This is a genomic window from Pseudomonas sp. TE24901 (assembly GCF_054058375.1).
Map to the genome: position 1 here is coordinate 81,706 of NZ_JBSSAF010000003.1, position 16,801 is coordinate 98,506.

At 64.0% G+C, this 16,801-nt stretch carries 15 protein-coding genes; 11 read left to right on the forward strand and 4 right to left on the reverse strand.

What is annotated here, in order from left to right; all coding sequences use genetic code 11:
* Nucleotides 1–110: 110 nt before the first annotated feature.
* The 4 genes from cobJ to cobG are packed head-to-tail and all read right to left on the reverse strand — an operon-like array spanning nucleotide 111 to nucleotide 4,444.
* Nucleotides 111–1,748: a precorrin-3B C(17)-methyltransferase gene (gene cobJ / locus ACVWVP_RS06635; protein WP_457404856.1), complete on the reverse strand. Its 1,638-nt coding sequence runs from the start codon at nucleotides 1,746–1,748 to the stop codon at nucleotides 111–113.
* Entirely contained in the window at nucleotides 1,748–2,479 is a 732-nt protein-coding gene (locus ACVWVP_RS06640; RefSeq protein WP_178918436.1) for a precorrin-2 C(20)-methyltransferase, read from the reverse strand. The genes cobJ and ACVWVP_RS06640 overlap by 1 nt, the downstream gene beginning before the upstream one ends.
* Nucleotides 2,479–3,105 (reverse strand): precorrin-8X methylmutase, encoded by a 627-nt coding sequence (locus tag ACVWVP_RS06645; protein ID WP_457404859.1) that lies wholly within the window; start codon nucleotides 3,103–3,105, stop codon nucleotides 2,479–2,481. Before ACVWVP_RS06645 ends, ACVWVP_RS06640 begins: the two co-directional genes overlap by 1 nt.
* Complete coding sequence (cobG, locus tag ACVWVP_RS06650; RefSeq protein WP_457404861.1) at nucleotides 3,098–4,444, reverse strand: precorrin-3B synthase; 1,347 nt, start codon at nucleotides 4,442–4,444, stop codon at nucleotides 3,098–3,100. The genes ACVWVP_RS06645 and cobG overlap by 8 nt, the downstream gene beginning before the upstream one ends.
* 38 nt (nucleotides 4,445–4,482) lie before the next feature.
* Between cobG and cbiE the strand changes: the two genes are divergently transcribed.
* From cbiE to ACVWVP_RS06705, 11 genes are all read left to right on the forward strand, one after another.
* Entirely contained in the window at nucleotides 4,483–5,688 is a 1,206-nt protein-coding gene (gene cbiE / locus ACVWVP_RS06655; RefSeq protein WP_457404864.1) for a precorrin-6y C5,15-methyltransferase (decarboxylating) subunit CbiE, read from the forward strand.
* Nucleotides 5,685–6,404 carry a cobalt-precorrin-6A reductase gene (locus ACVWVP_RS06660; protein ID WP_457404866.1) on the forward strand — a complete coding sequence of 240 codons (720 nt, stop codon included), beginning with the start codon at nucleotides 5,685–5,687 and terminating at the stop codon, nucleotides 6,402–6,404. The genes cbiE and ACVWVP_RS06660 overlap by 4 nt, the downstream gene beginning before the upstream one ends.
* Nucleotides 6,405–6,664: 260 nt before the next feature.
* Nucleotides 6,665–7,060: a DUF2946 domain-containing protein gene (locus tag ACVWVP_RS06665; RefSeq protein WP_178918431.1), complete on the forward strand. Its 396-nt coding sequence runs from the start codon at nucleotides 6,665–6,667 to the stop codon at nucleotides 7,058–7,060.
* Nucleotides 7,061–7,106: 46 nt separating this feature from the next.
* On the forward strand, nucleotides 7,107–7,589 hold the full coding sequence (locus tag ACVWVP_RS06670; RefSeq protein ID WP_176997065.1) for a copper chaperone PCu(A)C: 483 nt from the start codon (nucleotides 7,107–7,109) through the stop codon (nucleotides 7,587–7,589).
* Nucleotides 7,590–7,600: 11 nt separating this feature from the next.
* Entirely contained in the window at nucleotides 7,601–8,002 is a 402-nt protein-coding gene (locus ACVWVP_RS06675) for a DUF2946 domain-containing protein (protein ID WP_457404869.1), read from the forward strand.
* A 93-nt stretch (nucleotides 8,003–8,095) separates the two neighbouring features.
* Nucleotides 8,096–10,156 (forward strand): TonB-dependent copper receptor, encoded by a 2,061-nt coding sequence (locus ACVWVP_RS06680; RefSeq protein ID WP_457404872.1) that lies wholly within the window; start codon nucleotides 8,096–8,098, stop codon nucleotides 10,154–10,156.
* Between the two features lie 121 nt (nucleotides 10,157–10,277).
* Entirely contained in the window at nucleotides 10,278–11,660 is a 1,383-nt protein-coding gene (locus ACVWVP_RS06685; protein ID WP_178918428.1) for a PepSY-associated TM helix domain-containing protein, read from the forward strand.
* A gap of 149 nt (nucleotides 11,661–11,809) precedes the next feature.
* Complete coding sequence (locus ACVWVP_RS06690) at nucleotides 11,810–13,918, forward strand: TonB-dependent receptor (RefSeq protein ID WP_457404876.1); 2,109 nt, start codon at nucleotides 11,810–11,812, stop codon at nucleotides 13,916–13,918.
* Between the two features lie 140 nt (nucleotides 13,919–14,058).
* A complete protein-coding gene (locus ACVWVP_RS06695) occupies nucleotides 14,059–14,847 on the forward strand; it encodes an ABC transporter ATP-binding protein (protein WP_457404878.1) in 789 nt (262 codons plus the stop codon).
* Entirely contained in the window at nucleotides 14,844–15,791 is a 948-nt protein-coding gene (locus tag ACVWVP_RS06700) for an ABC transporter substrate-binding protein (RefSeq protein WP_178918425.1), read from the forward strand. The genes ACVWVP_RS06695 and ACVWVP_RS06700 overlap by 4 nt, the downstream gene beginning before the upstream one ends.
* Entirely contained in the window at nucleotides 15,788–16,798 is a 1,011-nt protein-coding gene (locus ACVWVP_RS06705) for a FecCD family ABC transporter permease (RefSeq protein WP_457404881.1), read from the forward strand. The genes ACVWVP_RS06700 and ACVWVP_RS06705 overlap by 4 nt, the downstream gene beginning before the upstream one ends.
* The last annotated feature ends 3 nt before the right edge of the window (nucleotides 16,799–16,801 follow it).

Sequence of the window (16,801 nt, forward strand, 5' to 3'; positions counted from 1 at the left end):
GCGTTCGCGCACGCCTTCCGGCTTTCATCGCGCAAAAAAAGAAAAAGCCCCGAATGACAGCAGGAAAATCCCTCAACCATTCGGAGCTTTCTGGCAGTGGCCGGAGCGTTTCAGGACACCGGTTTTTCACCATACCAACGCGGGGTGTACACCCACTCACCGCCACCGGCACGTGGAAACACGCAGGTGGTGGAGGAACCGATCAGCACCATGGTGCGCATGTCCACCTGTTCCGGGGTCAGCTGCCCCAGCGTGGTGACACGCAGGGTCTGGCCCGGGCGACCGATATCACGGCCCAGCACCACGGGCGTTTCAGGCGTGCGGTGCAGCGCGACGATTTCCAGGGCGCGACCTAATTGCCACGGGCGCGAACGGGAGATGGGGTTGTAGAACGCCAGCGCCAGGTCGGCCTGGGACGCCAAATCCAAACGCTTTTCGATGATCGCCCATGGCTTGAGGTTGTCCGACAGTGACATCACGCAAAAGTCATGACCCAACGGCGCACCGGCCTGTGCAGCCGTGGCCAGGGACGCCGAAACACCCGGCAGGATTTCCAGGTCGACCTGGTGCCAGGCCGGGTCGCTGGATTCATGCAACGCCTCGATCACCGCAGCGGCCATGGCGAATACGCCGGGGTCGCCGGACGACACCACCACCACCGAACGGCCCTGGGCCGCCAGCTCGAAGGCGTGACGCGCACGCTGCATTTCTTCACGGTTATCGGTGCAGTGTTGCACCTGATCGTCACGGAACGGCCCGGCCATGCGCACATAGGTTTCGTAGCCCAGCACATCGGTGCAGCGCGCCAGTTCAGCCTTGACGGCCGGCACCATCAACTCGGCGGCGCCAGGGCCCAGGCCAATCACCGCAAGACGACCACGCACGCGACCGACTCGGGACAGGTCCAGCGGTTGCTCGGCAACATCAATGACGATATCGGCGTCTTGGCTGACGCTGGCAAAACGCAGCGGCACACCCAGTGCCAACGCCGCTTCATGCAACGACGCATCGGCCATCTGCGTATCGCTCGCCAATAGGCACGCCAGGGATTGCACCGCGATACCCGCGTCATGCAGCACCGCCCGCACGCGCTCTGCCAGTTGCGCGCCTGGCTTGCAGGTCACGCTCACATTCTTTGGATAGATCAGCAACTCGTTGGCCGCAGGCATGCGCTCGGCACTGCCCACATGGATCGCCAAACGTGCCTGTTGATCCTGAGGCAGGTTCGCCTGGTCCAGCCACGGCGCGGCGCCTTCGATCCGCACGCTTTCGCCGGCCAACAGGTCCGAGACAAACCGCTTGCCCAGTTCCAGGTCGGCCAGTTCATAACCACTCGGCGGATTGAGCAGGCAGGTGCCGAAACGCAGCTCGCCACTGGTGGTGATTGCTGCGGCCACGTTCAACGCTGCAGCGATCTCCCGCGCCATGACGTTCACACCGCCCAAGCCACCGAGCAACGGCACCACGGCGCTGCCGTCTTCGGCCACAGCCAGCACGGCAGGCTCTTCGCCTTTTTCCAGCAACAGCGGCGCCAGGGTACGAATCACGATGCCGGCCGCGCACAGCGCAATCAACGGCGTGCCTTGCTGATAAAGCTGGCGCAGGGTCGCACCGAATTCGCCATAGACCTGGTCTGCGCCCTCGACACGGCCCGCCAGGCCATGGATCAGTGCGCCCGGGTAAACCTGCTGGATCTCGCGCGCAGTGGCCAGGCTGCGCTGGCCCAAAATAACAATCGCCGGGCTCATCAACCTTGCCACCGTTCACCGGGCACGATGATCAGCGAGAAGTAAGGCGACGACGACGGATCGACCTGATCCAGCGGCACGATCTTCTGATTGGCCATGGTGGCGCGCTCCACATACAGCGCACGCCCGGCCAGGCCGAGCTCTTCCAGCACTTGGCGCACCTTGGGAAAGTTGCGCCCGAGCTTCATGATCACCGCCGCATCGGCGTCTGCCAGGCGGCGCTTGAGGTCGTCATGGGGCAGCACGCCCGAGAGCACCGACAGGCTCTGGTTGCGGTACACCAGCGGCGCACCCAGCACCGAAGCGCCGCCGAGCATCGAGCACACGCCCGGAATGACCTGCGCTTCATAGCGCTCGGCGAGGCGGTCGTGCAGGTACATGTAGGAGCCGTAGAAGAACGGGTCACCTTCACAGATCACCGCCACGTCGCGGCCGGCGTCCAGGTGCGCTGCCACGTCGACGCTGGCCGCGTCGTAGAAATCGCTGATCACTTGCTCATAGGACATCGGCGCGGGCAGCACTTCGGTGGTCACCGGGTACACCAGCGGCATCAGGGTCTGCTGGGGCACCAGGTGATCCTCGATGATGCCGAAGGCGTTGCCCTTCTTGCCCTTGGCCACGAAGTACGCCACCACCGGCGACTCACGCAGCAGGCGCAGGGCCTTGAGGGTGATCAGTTCCGGGTCGCCAGGGCCCACGCCCAGGCCGATCAAACGTCCGCGTGCCTGCATTATTCGACCTCCGTGGCCAGGGCATTCACCGCAGCGGCGGCCATGGCACTACCGCCCAGGCGGCCCTGCATGATCACGAACGGCACGCCACGGCTGTCGGCCGCCAGCATCGCCTTGGATTCAGCGGCGCCGACAAACCCGACCGGGAAGCCGAGGATCAACGCCGGTTTCGGTGCGCCGGCGTCGAGCATTTCCAGCAGGTAGAACAAGGCGGTTGGCGCGTTGCCGATCACTACCACGCTGCCTTCCAGGTACGGGCGCCACAGTTCCAGGGCGGCGGCGGAGCGGGTGTTGCCCAGCTCACGCGCCAGCTCCGGCACGCTGTCGTCGCGCAGGGTGCAGATCACCGCGTTGTTGGCGGGCAGGCGCGCACGGGTCACGCCTTCGGAGACCATCCGCGCATCGCACAGGATCGGCGCGCCGGCCGCCAGCGCATCGCGCCCGGCCTTGCCTGCGCCTTCGGAGAATTGCAGGCCGTCGATGGCCTCGACCATGCCGCAGGCATGGATCACCCGCACCGCGAGTTTTTCCAAATCGGCCGGGATACGGTCCAACTTGGCTTCCGCGCGAATAATGGCGAAGGAGTTGCGATAGATCTCCTGACCGTCGCGGATGTAATCAATCATCGGTGTTGCTCCGTGGGCGGGCGCGCAGCAAGGCGCCCGTCGCTTCAATAGAAAGGGTGCGCGCGTGCAGCCGGCCAAAGCCTGGGTAGGCGGCATCGCGAAAATAGAGGTCGTAGTGGCCAGGGCTCACGGCCAGCAGAGTCACCGGCGCGGTGTGTGCGGCGGCGCAGGAACGGAGGCAGCCAGACAGGTGCACGTCGTGCCCGGTGTCCAGGGCGGCGAGTTGCATGGCGTCAGCCTTGGTGTCGGCCTGTGCCTTGCCGCAGCCGCTGGAGCCAGTGCAGGCGGTCATGCGCGCCAGAGGTTGGTCGACTGAACAGAGGAAGCCCAGTTGCGCCAGGCGTTCGGTCACGGCCTGCGGTTTTTCGACATTGGGCAGCAGCACGCCCTGCCAAGGGGTGAAGCGCAGGGTGCCGTCGCCGTATTCGCTGGCCAGTTGTGCGGCGCCGTTGAGCATCGTCGAATCCAGGCGGCCCAAGGGCGCGATGGTCGCGACGTAGAACAGATTCTTTTGCGCTTGTGGATAAGTGCCGAGGTGCAGCGAAGCGCTGCTGGACGGGCGTTTGAAGCCATCCGGCGGCAGCAACGGCAGATTGAGGAGGCTCAATAACTTATCCACAGCCAGATGACGCATGCGGGTTTGCTCGGGCGTGGCGAGGTCGAGAAACGCTTCCAGCACAGCCACCACCAGAGCATGCCCTTGATCTAACGGCACGGCGGCCACCGGCGCATCCAGCCCCGGGCAACCGGCCAGGCCAAACGCGAGCAGCGTGTGGCCATCGCGCACGAACGCCGACAGCCACAGGTCATGGTGATGTTCGAGCATCGCCAGGGCTTCGCCGCCATCCAGTTGCACGGCGAACTTGGCCGACAGCTCGTGAAAACGCGGGTGGTTCTGCAGGGTATTCAGGATCTGTTCGGCCAGCGGGCGCGTGTCGAACAGCATCTGCGGGTCGATGCCGGCGCTGGGGCTGAGCATCAGGTTGCGCACATCGTCGCCGGCGGCGTTATTGGGCCCCAGGCCTGCGGCCAACAGCATCGCGATCAAGGCGTCTTCTTCGGCGCCAATCCCGCGGATCTGCAAGTTGGCGCGGTTGGTGGCCTCGATCACCCCGCCCGCATAGGCCTGCGCCGCGTCCGCCACCGCGTGGGCTTGGGCGGCGGTGATGGAACCACCGGCCAATTTGATCCGGCAAATGCCGCCGTCCAATGCCTGGACAATACGCAGCAACCCCGGACAAGCCGAGGGGCGCAAGGTATTTACAGCGGGCGTCTGGTTCACGGGGCTACCGGTTGACGGGTAAAGGCGCGGTATTATGCCTGCTTTGTCCGGCGGCATGAAAAGCCTGCCCGTCGGATGTCGTTCAAGGAATTCATATGTCGCCCTGGCTGACGGTTGTAGGCATCGGTGAAGACGGCTTCAAGGGCCTGGGCAGGAATGCCCGGCATGCCCTGCTGCGCGCCACGCGGATTATAGGTGCTCAGCGCCAGTTGGACCTGTTGCCGGTGTGTATTCGCGGCGAGCGTGAGGTGTGGCCGAGCCCTTTCTCCCTGGAACCGGTACTGGCGCGGCGCGGGGAACCGGTGTGCGTGCTGGCCAGCGGCGATCCGATGTTCTATGGCGTGGGCGCGAGCCTGGCGCGGCAGGTGGCGGCGGATGAGTTGCTGATCTTGCCGGCGCCGTCGTCGGTATCGCTGGCAGCGGCGCGGTTGGGTTGGCCGTTGCAGGACGTGGTGACGTTGTCTGTGGTGGCTCGGCCGTTGGCGGCGCTGAATGCGCACCTGGCCAGTGGCGTGCGGTCGTTGGTGTTGAGCAATGACGGTCGCAGCCCGGCGTTGATTGCCGCTTTGTTGGCTTCGTGCGGATTTGGGCCGAGCCGCATTTCTGTGTTTGAACACCTGGGCGGCGCGAATGAGCGGCGTCTCGATGGGCAGGCTGCAGGTTGGCAACACGCTTGCGTCGCCGATTTGAACCTGGTTGCGATCGACTGCGTGGCTGACCCGCAGGTTGTGCGCCTGTCACGTCTGGCCGGTTTGCCGGATTCGGCCTTCAAACACGACGGCCAACTGACCAAACGCGACGTACGCGCCATGACCCTCGCCCGCCTCGCGCCAATGCCCGGCGAATTGCTGTGGGATGTGGGCGCGGGCAGTGGCTCCATCGGCATTGAATGGATGCGCACTCACCCCAGTTGCCGCGCAGTGGCGATTGAAGCCGATGAAGGTCGCCAAGGTTTGATCGAACACAACCGCGATGCGCTGGGTGTGCCTGGGCTGCAGCTGGTTCGCGGTAAGGCACCGGACGCGCTGCAAGGTTTGGAAGCACCGGATGCCATCTTCATCGGCGGCGGCGTCACCCGCGACGGCGTGCTCGACACCTGCTGGCAACAGCTGCGACCAGGCGGACGGTTGGTTGCCAATGCTGTAACCCTGCAAAGTGAAATGTCCTTGATGGAATGGCGCGCCCGGCATGGCGGCGAACTGACTCGCATCCACGTGGCCCAGGCGCAGCCGCTGGGGGAGTTTGATACGTGGCGGCAGGCGTTGCCGATCACCTTGCTGGACGTGGTCAAGCCGCTATGAAGCGCATTCTCTTGCTGGGTGGCGTGACTGAGGCCTTGGCCATTGCGCGCACTTTGGGCCCGGAACATATCTACAGCCTGGCCGGCGCTGGGCGCGTGCCGACCGATCTGAACTGCCAAGTGCGGGTCGGTGGTTATGGTGGCGCCGAGGGCTTGGCGCGGTTTGTTCGGGATGAGGGAATTGGCCTGATTCTCGATGCGACTCATCCGTATGCGGCGCAGATCAGCCGCAATGCGGCCGAAGCTGCGCAGCTGGGTGGCGTGCCTTGTTGGGCATTGCGACGCCCGGCGTGGCAGCCGCAGGCAGGAGATGATTGGCGAGAGGTCAGTGATTGGGCTTCGTTGATCGAATCGCTCAAACCTTTCAAGCGCCCGCTGTTCACGCTGGGGCGCGAGCCGTTGCAGCACCTCGACGAAATCCCCGTCGAACAGTTTTGGACGCTGCGCGCACTGGATGTGTACCCGGGGAACGAGCGGTGTGAAGTGATCGGCGCGCGCGGGCCGTTTCTGATCGAGGACGAGCGTGCGTTGTTTGAGCGACGCGGCATTGATGTGTTGATCAGCAAGAACAGCGGCAGCACCGCGACGGAGCCGAAGCTGGAAGTGGCGCGAGAGCTTGGAATACCGGTGCTTGTCTTGAAGCGGCCGGTGTTGGCAGCGGTGGATCGGGAGTTCACCAACGTGGCTGCGGTGCTGCAGGCAATCACCACGCTGTAAACACCACTGATCCCCTGTGGGAGCGGGCTTGCCCGCGATAGCGTCCTGTCAGCCAACTCATCTATAACTGATGTACCGCAATCGCGGGCAAGCCCGCTCCCACATTTAGAGCTGCGTTGCCTTTGAGACCGGCAACCTCTCAGTTCCCGTCTATCCTGAAACCAGCAGCTGCGACACCAAACCACACCGTCCCTTTTTACTTATCCCCTACGATCAGGCTAAATACCCGCCTGATCGTTTAACCCTACGGATTGTCCGCCATGGCCCGTCAACGCTTTGCAATTGTGTGGATCGCCTGCTTTGCAGTGCTGTTCAACGCCTTTGCCATGCCGATGGCCGGGGCGATGCAGCAGTCCCAGGACCCGGTGCAGCAATTGCTGTGGGGCAGTTTCTGCTCCTCCAATGGGGCGAGTTTCAAGACGATTGCCCTGGGCAAGCTGGAGATCCCGGCGCCGCAGCAGGACGACCACTCCACCATGCAGCATTGCTGGTGTTGCTCGGGCTCGGCGCCGTTGGTGGCGCTGCCGGGGCATGTGCCGCAGTTGTACCTCACCCAATTCAACACCTCACAGAGCTTGCCGCCGCCCCGGCTGCTAAGCCCGACCCCGCGCCAGCAATGGCCAAGCCTCAACCCGCGCGCCTCTCCAACGGTCTGATTTCTTCGCAAGTGAACTGCGTTTAGAACCGTTCTGGAGAACTGCCATGCTCAAATCTTCCCTGCTTCTGGCTGCGATGTTGTTGCCGGTGTTCAGTGCTGCCAATGCCGATGACTACAAGGCCGGCGACCTGGTGGTCAGCGAACCCTGGTCCCAGGAGTTGCCGCCCAACGCGCCCACCGTCGCGGCGTATTTCGTGATTCACAACACCGGCGCAACGCCGGACCGCCTGCTCAGCGTCGAGACGCCGGTGGCGGACAAGGCCGAGCTGCACGAACACGTCATGCAAGGCGACCTGATGAAGATGCAGCAAGTGCCCAGCGTCGCCGTGCCGGCCAAGGGTGACCTGACCTTCGCACCCATGGCGTATCACGTGATGCTGCTGGGCCTCAAAGACCGCAGCCTGTTGGCCGACGGCAAACAATTCCCGCTGACCCTGACCTTCGAAAAAGCCGGCAAGGTCGAGGTGGAAGTGTCGGTACAGAAAGTACCCCCGATGGCCGGCCACGCGCACAAGCACCCGCAATAGGCTGAGATTCGATGGGCGCCCCCCGCGCCAGGTTCTCTCCACACGCCCGTGTAAGACGCGGCGGGTGGATCAGCCTGTTCGCCATGCTGATGATCTTTATCGGTCCGCTGATTTCCCAAGCGATGCCGATGGATCATCACGCCGGTATGTCGATGAGCATGTCCATGGACATGCCGATGGACCACGCCGGTTCCCATCACCCCAAAGCCCCTGACGAACACCACGCCCTCTGGTCCAAGTGCGGCTATTGCGACTTGCTCTACAGTTGCCCCGCGCTGCCCGGCGGCACGTCAATGTTCACCCTGGGCAGCCCGCCGCCCGCCAACGCCCTCACCCCCGCAACGCGCCTGGGCCATGCCCGGCAGAGCGTCTTCCCCGGCGCCCGCAGTCGCGCCCCGCCCATCAACGCGTAAGCACTTCACAGCGTTACTTCACCCCGGCCGACTTTAGACAGACAGCCGCAGGCTGCTGGCCGTGTTGTTTACGATTGATTGATGGAATTTGTCATGTCCAGGTTTTCTGCTGACACCCGTTTGGGAAGCACTCCCGTGGTCGCCGTTCTGTGCGGCGCCCTTTTGGCACCACAGGTGTATGCCGACGAACACGAACTGAGCCCTACCGTGATCACGGCGATCGCCCCCAGCTCACCGCTCACCGTGGTCACCCACCCGAAAGACCCGCGCCAGCCGGTGCCCGCCAGCGATGGCGGCGACTACCTCAAAACCATCCCCGGCTTTGCCCTGGTGCGCAACGGCGGCACCAATGGCGACCCGGTACTGCGCGGCATGTTCGGTTCACGCCTGAACATCCTCACCAACGGCAGCATGATGCTCGGCGCCTGCCCAGGCCGGATGGATGCGCCCACCTCGTACATTTCCCCGGAAACCTACGACAAGCTCACCGTGATCAAAGGCCCGCAAACCGTGTTGTGGGGCCCCGGTGCGTCAGCTGGCACCATCCTGTTCGAGCGTGAGCCGGAGCAGTTCGGCGAGTTGGGCACGCGCCTCAACACCAGTGTGCTGGCCGGTTCCAACGGGCGCTTCGACAAGGTGATCGATGCCGCGGCCGGCGGCCCGTTGGGTTATGTGCGCGTGATCGGCAACCAGGCCCATGCCGACGATTACAAGGACGGCAACAACGACACCGTCGCCTCGCGCTATGACAAATGGAACGGCGACGTCGCCGTCGGCTTCACCCCCGACGCCGACACCTTGCTGGAACTCACCGCCGGCCGTGGCGATGGCGAAGCCCGTTACGCCGGGCGCGGCATGGACGGCTCGCAGTTCCTGCGCGAGAGCCTCGGGCTGCGCTTTGAGAAGTCCAACCTCGGCGAGGTGCTGGATAAGGTCGAAGCCCAGGTCTACTACAACTACGCCGACCACGTGATGGACAACTACAGCCTGCGCGTTCCGTCCGGCACCGGGATGATGGCGGGGCCGATGGCGTCCAACGTCGACCGGCGCACCCTCGGCGCTCGCATCAAGGCCACCTGGCGCTGGGCCGATGTGCAGCTGATCGGCGGCCTGGATGCCCAGACCAACGAACACCGCCAGCGCAGCAGCATGGGCATCGACACCTACAAGGATCTGCCCCGGGTCAAGGACGCCAACTTCCACAACTACGGCGTGTTCGGCGAACTCACCTGGTACGCCGCCGACCGCGAACGCCTGATCACCGGCGCCCGACTGGACCGCGCCTCGGCCAAGGACTTCCGGCAGACCACCGGTTCCGGCATGAGCACCCGCCCCAACCCGACGGCCGACAACACCCGCGCCGACACCCTGCCCTCGGGCTTCGTGCGCTATGAGCACGACCTGGCCGACAGCCCTACCACGCTCTACGCGGGCCTGGGCCACTCGGAGCGCTTCCCGGATTACTGGGAGCTGTTTTCGCCCAACACGGGCGCGGTCGGTTCGGTGAATGCGTTCGATGGCGTGAAACCGGAAAAAACCACCCAACTCGACTTTGGCGCGCAATACAAAGCCGAAGCGCTTGAAGCCTGGGCTTCGGGCTATATCGGCCGTGTGCAGGACTTCATCCTGTTCGACTACCGGCCCGGGATGATGGGCACCTCCTCCCAGGCGCGCAATGTCGACGCTCGCATCATGGGCGGCGAACTGGGCGCGGCGTACAAGCTGACGCGCCACTGGAAAGCCGACGCCACCCTCGCCTACGCCTGGGGCAAGAACAGCAGCGACGGCAAGGCCCTGCCGCAAATCCCACCGCTGGACGCGCGCCTGGGCCTCACCTACAGCGAAGACGACTGGAGCGCCGGCGCCTTGTGGCGGGTGGTCGCGGCGCAACACCGCATTGATCAGAACAAGGGCAACGTGGTCGGCAAGGACTTCGACAAGAGTGCGGGGTTTGGTGTGTTCTCGCTGAACGCGGCGTACCGCATCAATAAACATTTCAAGGTCAGCACCGGCGTCGACAACCTGTTCGGCAAGGCCTATGCCGAGCACTTGAACCTGGCCGGCAACGCCGGGTTCGGCTACCCGGCCAGTGACCCGCAAGCCATCAAAGAGCCAGGGCGCACGCTCTGGACCAAGGTGGATATGAGCTTCTAAGAGCATCGCAGGCAAGCCAGCTCCCACCTTTGATTTGTGAATACATTCAAAGGTGGGAGCTGGCTTGCCCGCGATGGCGGCATAACTGACAACAATTTTTAAAGCCTTGCGGAGCACCCTGATGACCACTCAAAAAGTTTCCTTCTACAACCTGGCCTGGCGCTGGCATTTCTACGCTGGGCTGTTCGTTGCCCCCTTCATGGTGCTGCTGGCCCTGACCGGCATCATCTACCTGTTCAAACCCCAGCTCGACCCGCTGATGTACGGCGACCTGCTTAAGGTCCAAACCGCTGAACATGCCCTGACCGCCGACGAGCAACTGGCACGCGCCAAAGCGGCCTACCCCAATGCCGCCATCAGCAAATACCTGCCACCCGCCGACGCCACCGCCAGCGCGCAGTTCGTGATGCACAAGGAAGGCCGCGAAGTGACAGTGTTCGTCGACCCTTATCGCGGCACGGTACTCGGCGAGCAGGATTCGAAGTACAACCTGCAAGCCATCGCCCGAGCCCTGCACGGCGAGTTGATGATCGGCACCGTTGGCGATCGTCTGGTGGAGCTCGCTGCCGGCTGGGGTGTGATGCTGGTGGTGTCGGGCGTGTACCTGTGGTGGCCGCGTGGCAAGTCTTCGGCAGGCGTGCTGTGGCCTCGTTTCAGTAGCCGCGGCCGCGTGTTCTGGCGTGACCTGCACGCCGTCGCCGGCTTCTGGGGAGCCGCGTTCCTGCTGGTGATGCTGCTCAGTGGCATGACCTGGACCGGCTTCTGGGGCAAGCAATACGCCGACCTGTGGAACACCTTCCCGGCGGCGATGTGGAACAACGTGCCGCAGTCCGACCAGCAGGCGCGCATCCTCAATACTGCCAGCCAACAGACCGTGCCGTGGGCCCTGGAAAACACGCCGATGCCGATGTCCGGCGACCACGCCGAGCACATGAACCACGGCGCCATGCACTCAGGTCCGGCCGCGCCGACCGTGCGCCTGCAACAGGTGGTCGACCTGGCCAACGCACGCAAGGTCGAGCCGGGCTACAGCATCACCTTCCCGACCACCGCCACCGGTGTGTTCACCGTCGCGGTGTTCGCCAACGACCCACGCAACGACGCCACCCTGCACGTGGACCAGTACACCGGCAAGGTGCTGGCCGATGTGCGCTGGGAGCACTACAACACGGTCGCCCGTGCAACGGAAACCGGCGTGATGCTGCACGAAGGCAAGATGTTCGGCTGGGTCAATCAGCTGATCGTGCTGTTGATTTGCCTGATGATTCTGCTCAGCGCGGTCAGCGGGGTGGTGATCTGGTGGAAGCGTCGCCCGGCCGGCGGCTTGGGTGTTCCACCGCTGCGCCATGACCTGCCGAAATGGAAAACCGCGATGGTGATCATGCTGGCGCTGGCGATTGTTTTCCCGCTGGTGGGCGCCTCGTTGATCGTGGTGTGGGCACTGGATCGCCTAGTGCTGTCACGCTTCTTCGGCCAACATGAATCTGCCTCAGGTTCTGCATGAACCCTGCGAGATGCCCATGGCAGAGGCCTTCTGTAGCCTTGCGCGACTTTTGTCCCGCAGCCAATAAGTGTTAACTTATAACACTTTCTGCGTTATCGTTGCTCGCCGCGCCTCGCGGCGAGCATCCCTCCAAGAAGACTGATCGACCGATGAACAAGTACCTTGCGTCCGGCGTGTGCCTGCTCGCCCTGCATAACAGCGCCCAGGCCCTGACCCTGCCCGTCAGCCCCATCACCGCGCCGGCCGTCGATGAAGAACGCATCGACCTGGACACCCCGACCACCGCCGGTTCACGCCTGAACCTCACGGCACGGCAAACCCCGGGCAGCGTCGAAAGCCAGACCGGTGAAAAGATCCGCGAGCGCGGCGATGCCAGCGTGCAGGACGCCATCTCCCGCGCCACCGGTATCACCCGCACCGGCACGCCGGGCGACGGCGGCACATCGTTGCAGGCCCGCGGGTTTACCGGGCAAAGCTCGGTGCTGCAGCTGTACGACGGCCAGCGCATGTTCGACGGCGCCGGCACCTCCACCTTCCCGGTGGACACCTGGTCGGTGGAACGGGTGGACGTGCTGCGCGGCCCCGCCTCGGTGATGTACGGCCAGGGCGCCACCGGTGCGGTGATCAATACCATCGCGAAAAAGCCGTTTGAAGGCGAGATCGAAAACCACGTCCGCCTGGGCTACGGCTCCTACGATCGCCAACAGCAAGCCCTCGACAGTGGCGGCTCGCTGACCGACACCCTGAGCTATCGCCTGAACGTCAACCGCCTGCGCAGCAACGGCTTCATCGACCGGGGCGACTCGTCCAGCGACTTCGTCAGCGGTGCCCTGCGCTGGCAACCGGCCGACAATTTGAGCTTTACCCTGGCCCACGACTACGGCGACCAGACCCCGCAGAACGACTACGGCACGCCGCTGATCAACGGCCAGTTGCACAAAGGCCTGCGGGACAAGAACTACAACGTCAGCGACGCCATCCAGCACTACAACGACCAGTGGACGCGCCTGACCAGCGAGTGGCAGATCAACGACAACGTCACCGCCACCAACGAGCTGTCGTACCTGAAAAACCAGCGTCGCTGGCAGAACGCCGAGAGCTACAACTACGTCGACGGCGGCCTGGTGCGACAGAGCTACCTGGGCATCAAGCACAACCAGGAACAGGTCGGCGACCGCCAGACTTTCACCTTTAAACACACCCTGTTCGGCCTCGACAGCCAGACCGTGGTCGGTGCCGAATACAACCGCATCCGCTTCCGCCTGGCGAGCAACGCGCCGTTCGATGACGCCACCACCAGCGGCCAGCCGGTGGACATCAACCACCCGGTGCCACAGCCTTTCGAAAGCGCCGACCCGTTCATCCCGCAGTCGGTCAGCACCACCAAACAGCTGGCGGGCTTTGCCGAGAACCGCCTGCAACTCACCGACAAGCTGTCGCTGATCACCGGTGTGCGCCGTGACTATCTGCACATCGACAATCAGGACCTGACTCCCGAGCACAACGACGCCAACAAGACCCTCACCGGCAACAACTGGAAGGCCGGCCTGGTCTATGCGCTCACCCCCGACACCTCGGTCTACGGCCAGTACGCCACCAGCACCGACGGCGTCGGCAGCCTGATCACCCTGAGCCCGAGCCAGCAGCAATTCGGCCTGTCCACTGCCAAACAGGCCGAGGTCGGCCTCAAGCAATCCTTCTGGGACCAGCGCGGAGAATGGACCCTGGCGGCCTATCACATCGTGAAGAAGAAACTGCTGGTGAGCATCCCCGGCACGAACCTCAAGGAACAGGTCGGCCAGCAATCGTCCAACGGCCTGGAAGCCAGCCTCGACCTGCAACTGCCAGACGCCTGGCAACTGCAAGCCAACGCGGCCATCGTGCGCGCGCAATACGATGACTTCTCCGAAGTGGTCGACGGCCAGTCGGTGTCGCGCAACGGCAACCGCCCCACCGACGTGCCGCGCCGCACCGCCAACCTGTGGTTGAGCAAGGCCGTGACCGACGACGTGCGCGCCGGCGCCGGCGTGCGCTACGTGGATTCGCGTTTCGCCGACACCGCCAACACCAATGAAATACCGAGCTACACCGTGGTCGACGCGACGGTGTCGTGGAAGGCCCTGCGCAACACCACCCTGGGCCTGCAATTGAACAACCTGTTCAACCGCACCTACGCCGTCAGCCAATACAACGAAGGCCAGCAGTGGATCCTGGGCGAGCCGCGCTCCTTCTTCGTCACGGCGGATTACACCTTCTAACTGAATACACACAAACCCAATGTGGGAGCTGGCTTGCCTGCGATGGCGGTCTCTGCGGCAAAGAAGTCTTGCCTGACACACCGCAATTGCAGGCAAGCCAGCTCCCACATTTTTGAACGGTGTTTACCCAGAGCGCATTGATGACTTCTCTCACCCTCACCCGCCTCACCTGGACACCCCAGGCTCACGGCCACTGTCGGCACTCGTTCCACTTGTGTGACGCCAGCCTGCAGGTCGGCGAAGGTGAGTTCGTGGGATTGATCGGCCCCAATGGCAGCGGCAAGACCAGCCTGCTGCGCTGCGCCTATCGGTTCACCAGGCCGGATCAGGGTGACGTGTCGCTCGCCCACCAGAACGTTTGGAAACACAGCGCCAAATGGTGCGCGCAACGCGTCGCCGTGGTGCTGCAGGAATTCCCCGATGCCTTCGGCCTGCGGGTGGACGAGGTGGTCGCCATGGGCCGTACGCCACACAAAGGGCTGTTCGACAGCGACACGCTGCGGGATCAACAGCTGATCCAACAGGCGCTGGAATCCGTCGGCATGCGGGGCTTCGAAGACCATGCCTTTGCGACCCTCTCGGGCGGTGAAAAACAACGCGTGATCCTCGCCCGCGCCCTCGCCCAGCAGCCGCAGTTGCTGATCCTCGACGAACCCACCAACCACCTCGACCCGCGCTATCAGCTGGAACTGCTGCGGCTGGTCAAGCGCCTGAACATCGGCACGCTCGCCAGTATCCACGACCTGAACCTGGCCGCCGCGTTCTGCGACCGCCTGTACGTGATCAACCACGGGCGCATCGTCGCCAGCGGCACGCCCCACGAAGTACTGACCGTCGAACTGCTGCGCGACGTATTCGGCGTCGAGGCACTGATCGACACCCACCCCTTGTCCGGCTACCCCCGAATCACCTGGATAACCCAACCATGACCCTGCGCACCCTGCTCGCCGTTGCCCTGTTGTTCGGCGCTTCGCACGCCGTTGCCGAAGCCACTCACTACCCGGTGACCATCAAGAGTTGCAACCGTGACGTGACCTTCCAGGAAGCGCCGAAACACGCGGTCAGCCACGACATCAACATGACCCAGATGATGCTCGCCCTGGGCCTCAAGTCGCACATGGCCGGCTACAGCGGCGTGACCGGCTGGAAGTCGGTCACCCCCGAAATGGCCGAGATTCTCGACGGCCTGCCGGAGTTGGCGAGCAAATACCCGTCGGTGGAAACCCTGCTCAACGCCAACGTGGATTTCTTCTTCGCCGGCTGGGATTACGGCATGCGCGTGGGCGGTGACCTCACCCCCAGTACCCTGCAACCGCTGGGCATCAACGTGTACGAGCTGACCGAGTCCTGCGCGTTCGTGATGAAGCGCCCAGCCGCCACGCTGGACGACACCTATAACGACCTGCGCAACCTGGGCAAGATCTTCGACGTGCAAGACCGCGCCAACGCGCTGATCGCACAGATGCAGGCGCAGGTGGCCAACGTGCAAAGCGACCTGCCTGCCGACAAGCCACGCGTCTTCCTGTATGACAGCGGAGAAGACCGCGCCATGACCTCCGGCCGCCTGGGCATGCCCCAGGCGCTGATCGAGGCGGCGGGTGGGCGCAATATTCTCGATGACATCGACGCCAGCTGGACCCGGGTCAACTGGGAAACCGTGGTGGAACGCAACCCTCAGGTGATCGTGATCGTCGACTACAGCGAAATCACTGCCGAGCAGAAGGAGCAGTTCCTGCTCAACAACCCGGCGCTGCAAGCGGTGGACGCGATCAGGAACCAGCGGTTTATCGTGATCCCTTACGTGCAGGCCACGCCAGGCATCGACAACGTGCTGGCGGTGGAAACCCTGGCCAAGGGGTTTCACGGCGAATGATCACCCGTCGCTACGCCTTGTTGCTCGCCACGCTGGCTGCGGTGCTGCTGGTGTCTTGTGTGATCTCCCTGGGCTTCGGCCCGGCGCGGGTGCCAGTGGAAGTGGTGTGGCGCATCGTGCTGTTCAAAGCCTTTGGCGTGGGTGAGGTGAACTGGCCGGCCGGGCAGGAACATATTGTGTGGTTGATCCGCGTGCCACGCATGTTGCTGGGTGCGCTGGTGGGGGCCGGGCTGGCCTTGATCGGTGCCGTGTTGCAGGCGGTCACGCGCAACCCGCTGGCTGACCCGCACCTGCTGGGCGTCACCTCCGGCGCCACCCTCGGCGCGGTGATCGTGGTGCTGCATGTAGGTGAAATTGTCGGCCTGCTGACCCTGCCCATCGCCGCCTTTATCGGCGCGCTGCTGAGCATGCTGGTGGTGCTGGCGGTGGCCAGTCGCAATGGGCGGCTGGAGAGCGATCGCCTGCTGCTGTGCGGCGTGGCGGTGTCTTTCGTGATGATGGCGGCGGCCAACCTGCTGCTGTTCATGGGCGACCATCGCGCCGCGTCGGCGGTGATGTTCTGGATGCTGGGCGGCCTGGGCCTGGCACGCTGGGAGCTGTTGGCGATTCCTGCCGTTACCGTGCTGATGGGCTTGCTGGTGTTGGCAGGCATGGCCCGGCCGTTGAACGCGCTGATGGCCGGCGAACAGACAGCCGTGACCCTGGGCCTGAACGCGCGCAACGTGCGCTTGAAGGTGTTCCTGGTGGCGTCCTTGATGACCGGTGTGCTGGTGTCCATCAGCGGCTCTATCGGCTTCGTCGGGCTGATGGTGCCGCACATCGCCCGGCGCCTGATCGGCGCCGAGCATCGCCGGTTACTGCCGGTGTGTGCGCTGCTGGGCAGCCTGTTCCTAGTGTGGGTGGACGTGGCCGCACGCACCTTGATCGCCCCCGAGGATTTGCCGATTGGCGTGGCCACGGCGGCGATTGGCGGATTGTTTTTTATCGGTTTGATGCGCAAACGTTAGACC

Excerpts from the sequence above, each read along its gene's own strand:
- cobJ (WP_457404856.1), bottom strand. The coding sequence starts at position 1,748 with ATGAGCCCGGCGATTGTTATTTTGGGCCAGCGCAGCCTGGCCACTGCG.
- ACVWVP_RS06640 (WP_178918436.1), bottom strand. The coding sequence starts at position 2,479 with ATGCAGGCACGCGGACGTTTGATCGGCCTGGGCGTGGGCCCTGGCGAC.
- ACVWVP_RS06645 (WP_457404859.1), bottom strand. The coding sequence starts at position 3,105 with ATGATTGATTACATCCGCGACGGTCAGGAGATCTATCGCAACTCCTTC.
- cobG (WP_457404861.1), bottom strand. The coding sequence starts at position 4,444 with ATGCCGCCGGACAAAGCAGGCATAATACCGCGCCTTTACCCGTCAACC.
- cbiE (WP_457404864.1), top strand. The coding sequence starts at position 4,483 with ATGTCGCCCTGGCTGACGGTTGTAGGCATCGGTGAAGACGGCTTCAAG.
- ACVWVP_RS06660 (WP_457404866.1), top strand. The coding sequence starts at position 5,685 with ATGAAGCGCATTCTCTTGCTGGGTGGCGTGACTGAGGCCTTGGCCATT.
- ACVWVP_RS06665 (WP_178918431.1), top strand. The coding sequence starts at position 6,665 with ATGGCCCGTCAACGCTTTGCAATTGTGTGGATCGCCTGCTTTGCAGTG.
- ACVWVP_RS06670 (WP_176997065.1), top strand. The coding sequence starts at position 7,107 with ATGCTCAAATCTTCCCTGCTTCTGGCTGCGATGTTGTTGCCGGTGTTC.
- ACVWVP_RS06675 (WP_457404869.1), top strand. The coding sequence starts at position 7,601 with ATGGGCGCCCCCCGCGCCAGGTTCTCTCCACACGCCCGTGTAAGACGC.
- ACVWVP_RS06680 (WP_457404872.1), top strand. The coding sequence starts at position 8,096 with ATGTCCAGGTTTTCTGCTGACACCCGTTTGGGAAGCACTCCCGTGGTC.
- ACVWVP_RS06685 (WP_178918428.1), top strand. The coding sequence starts at position 10,278 with ATGACCACTCAAAAAGTTTCCTTCTACAACCTGGCCTGGCGCTGGCAT.
- ACVWVP_RS06690 (WP_457404876.1), top strand. The coding sequence starts at position 11,810 with ATGAACAAGTACCTTGCGTCCGGCGTGTGCCTGCTCGCCCTGCATAAC.
- ACVWVP_RS06695 (WP_457404878.1), top strand. The coding sequence starts at position 14,059 with ATGACTTCTCTCACCCTCACCCGCCTCACCTGGACACCCCAGGCTCAC.
- ACVWVP_RS06700 (WP_178918425.1), top strand. The coding sequence starts at position 14,844 with ATGACCCTGCGCACCCTGCTCGCCGTTGCCCTGTTGTTCGGCGCTTCG.
- ACVWVP_RS06705 (WP_457404881.1), top strand. The coding sequence starts at position 15,788 with ATGATCACCCGTCGCTACGCCTTGTTGCTCGCCACGCTGGCTGCGGTG.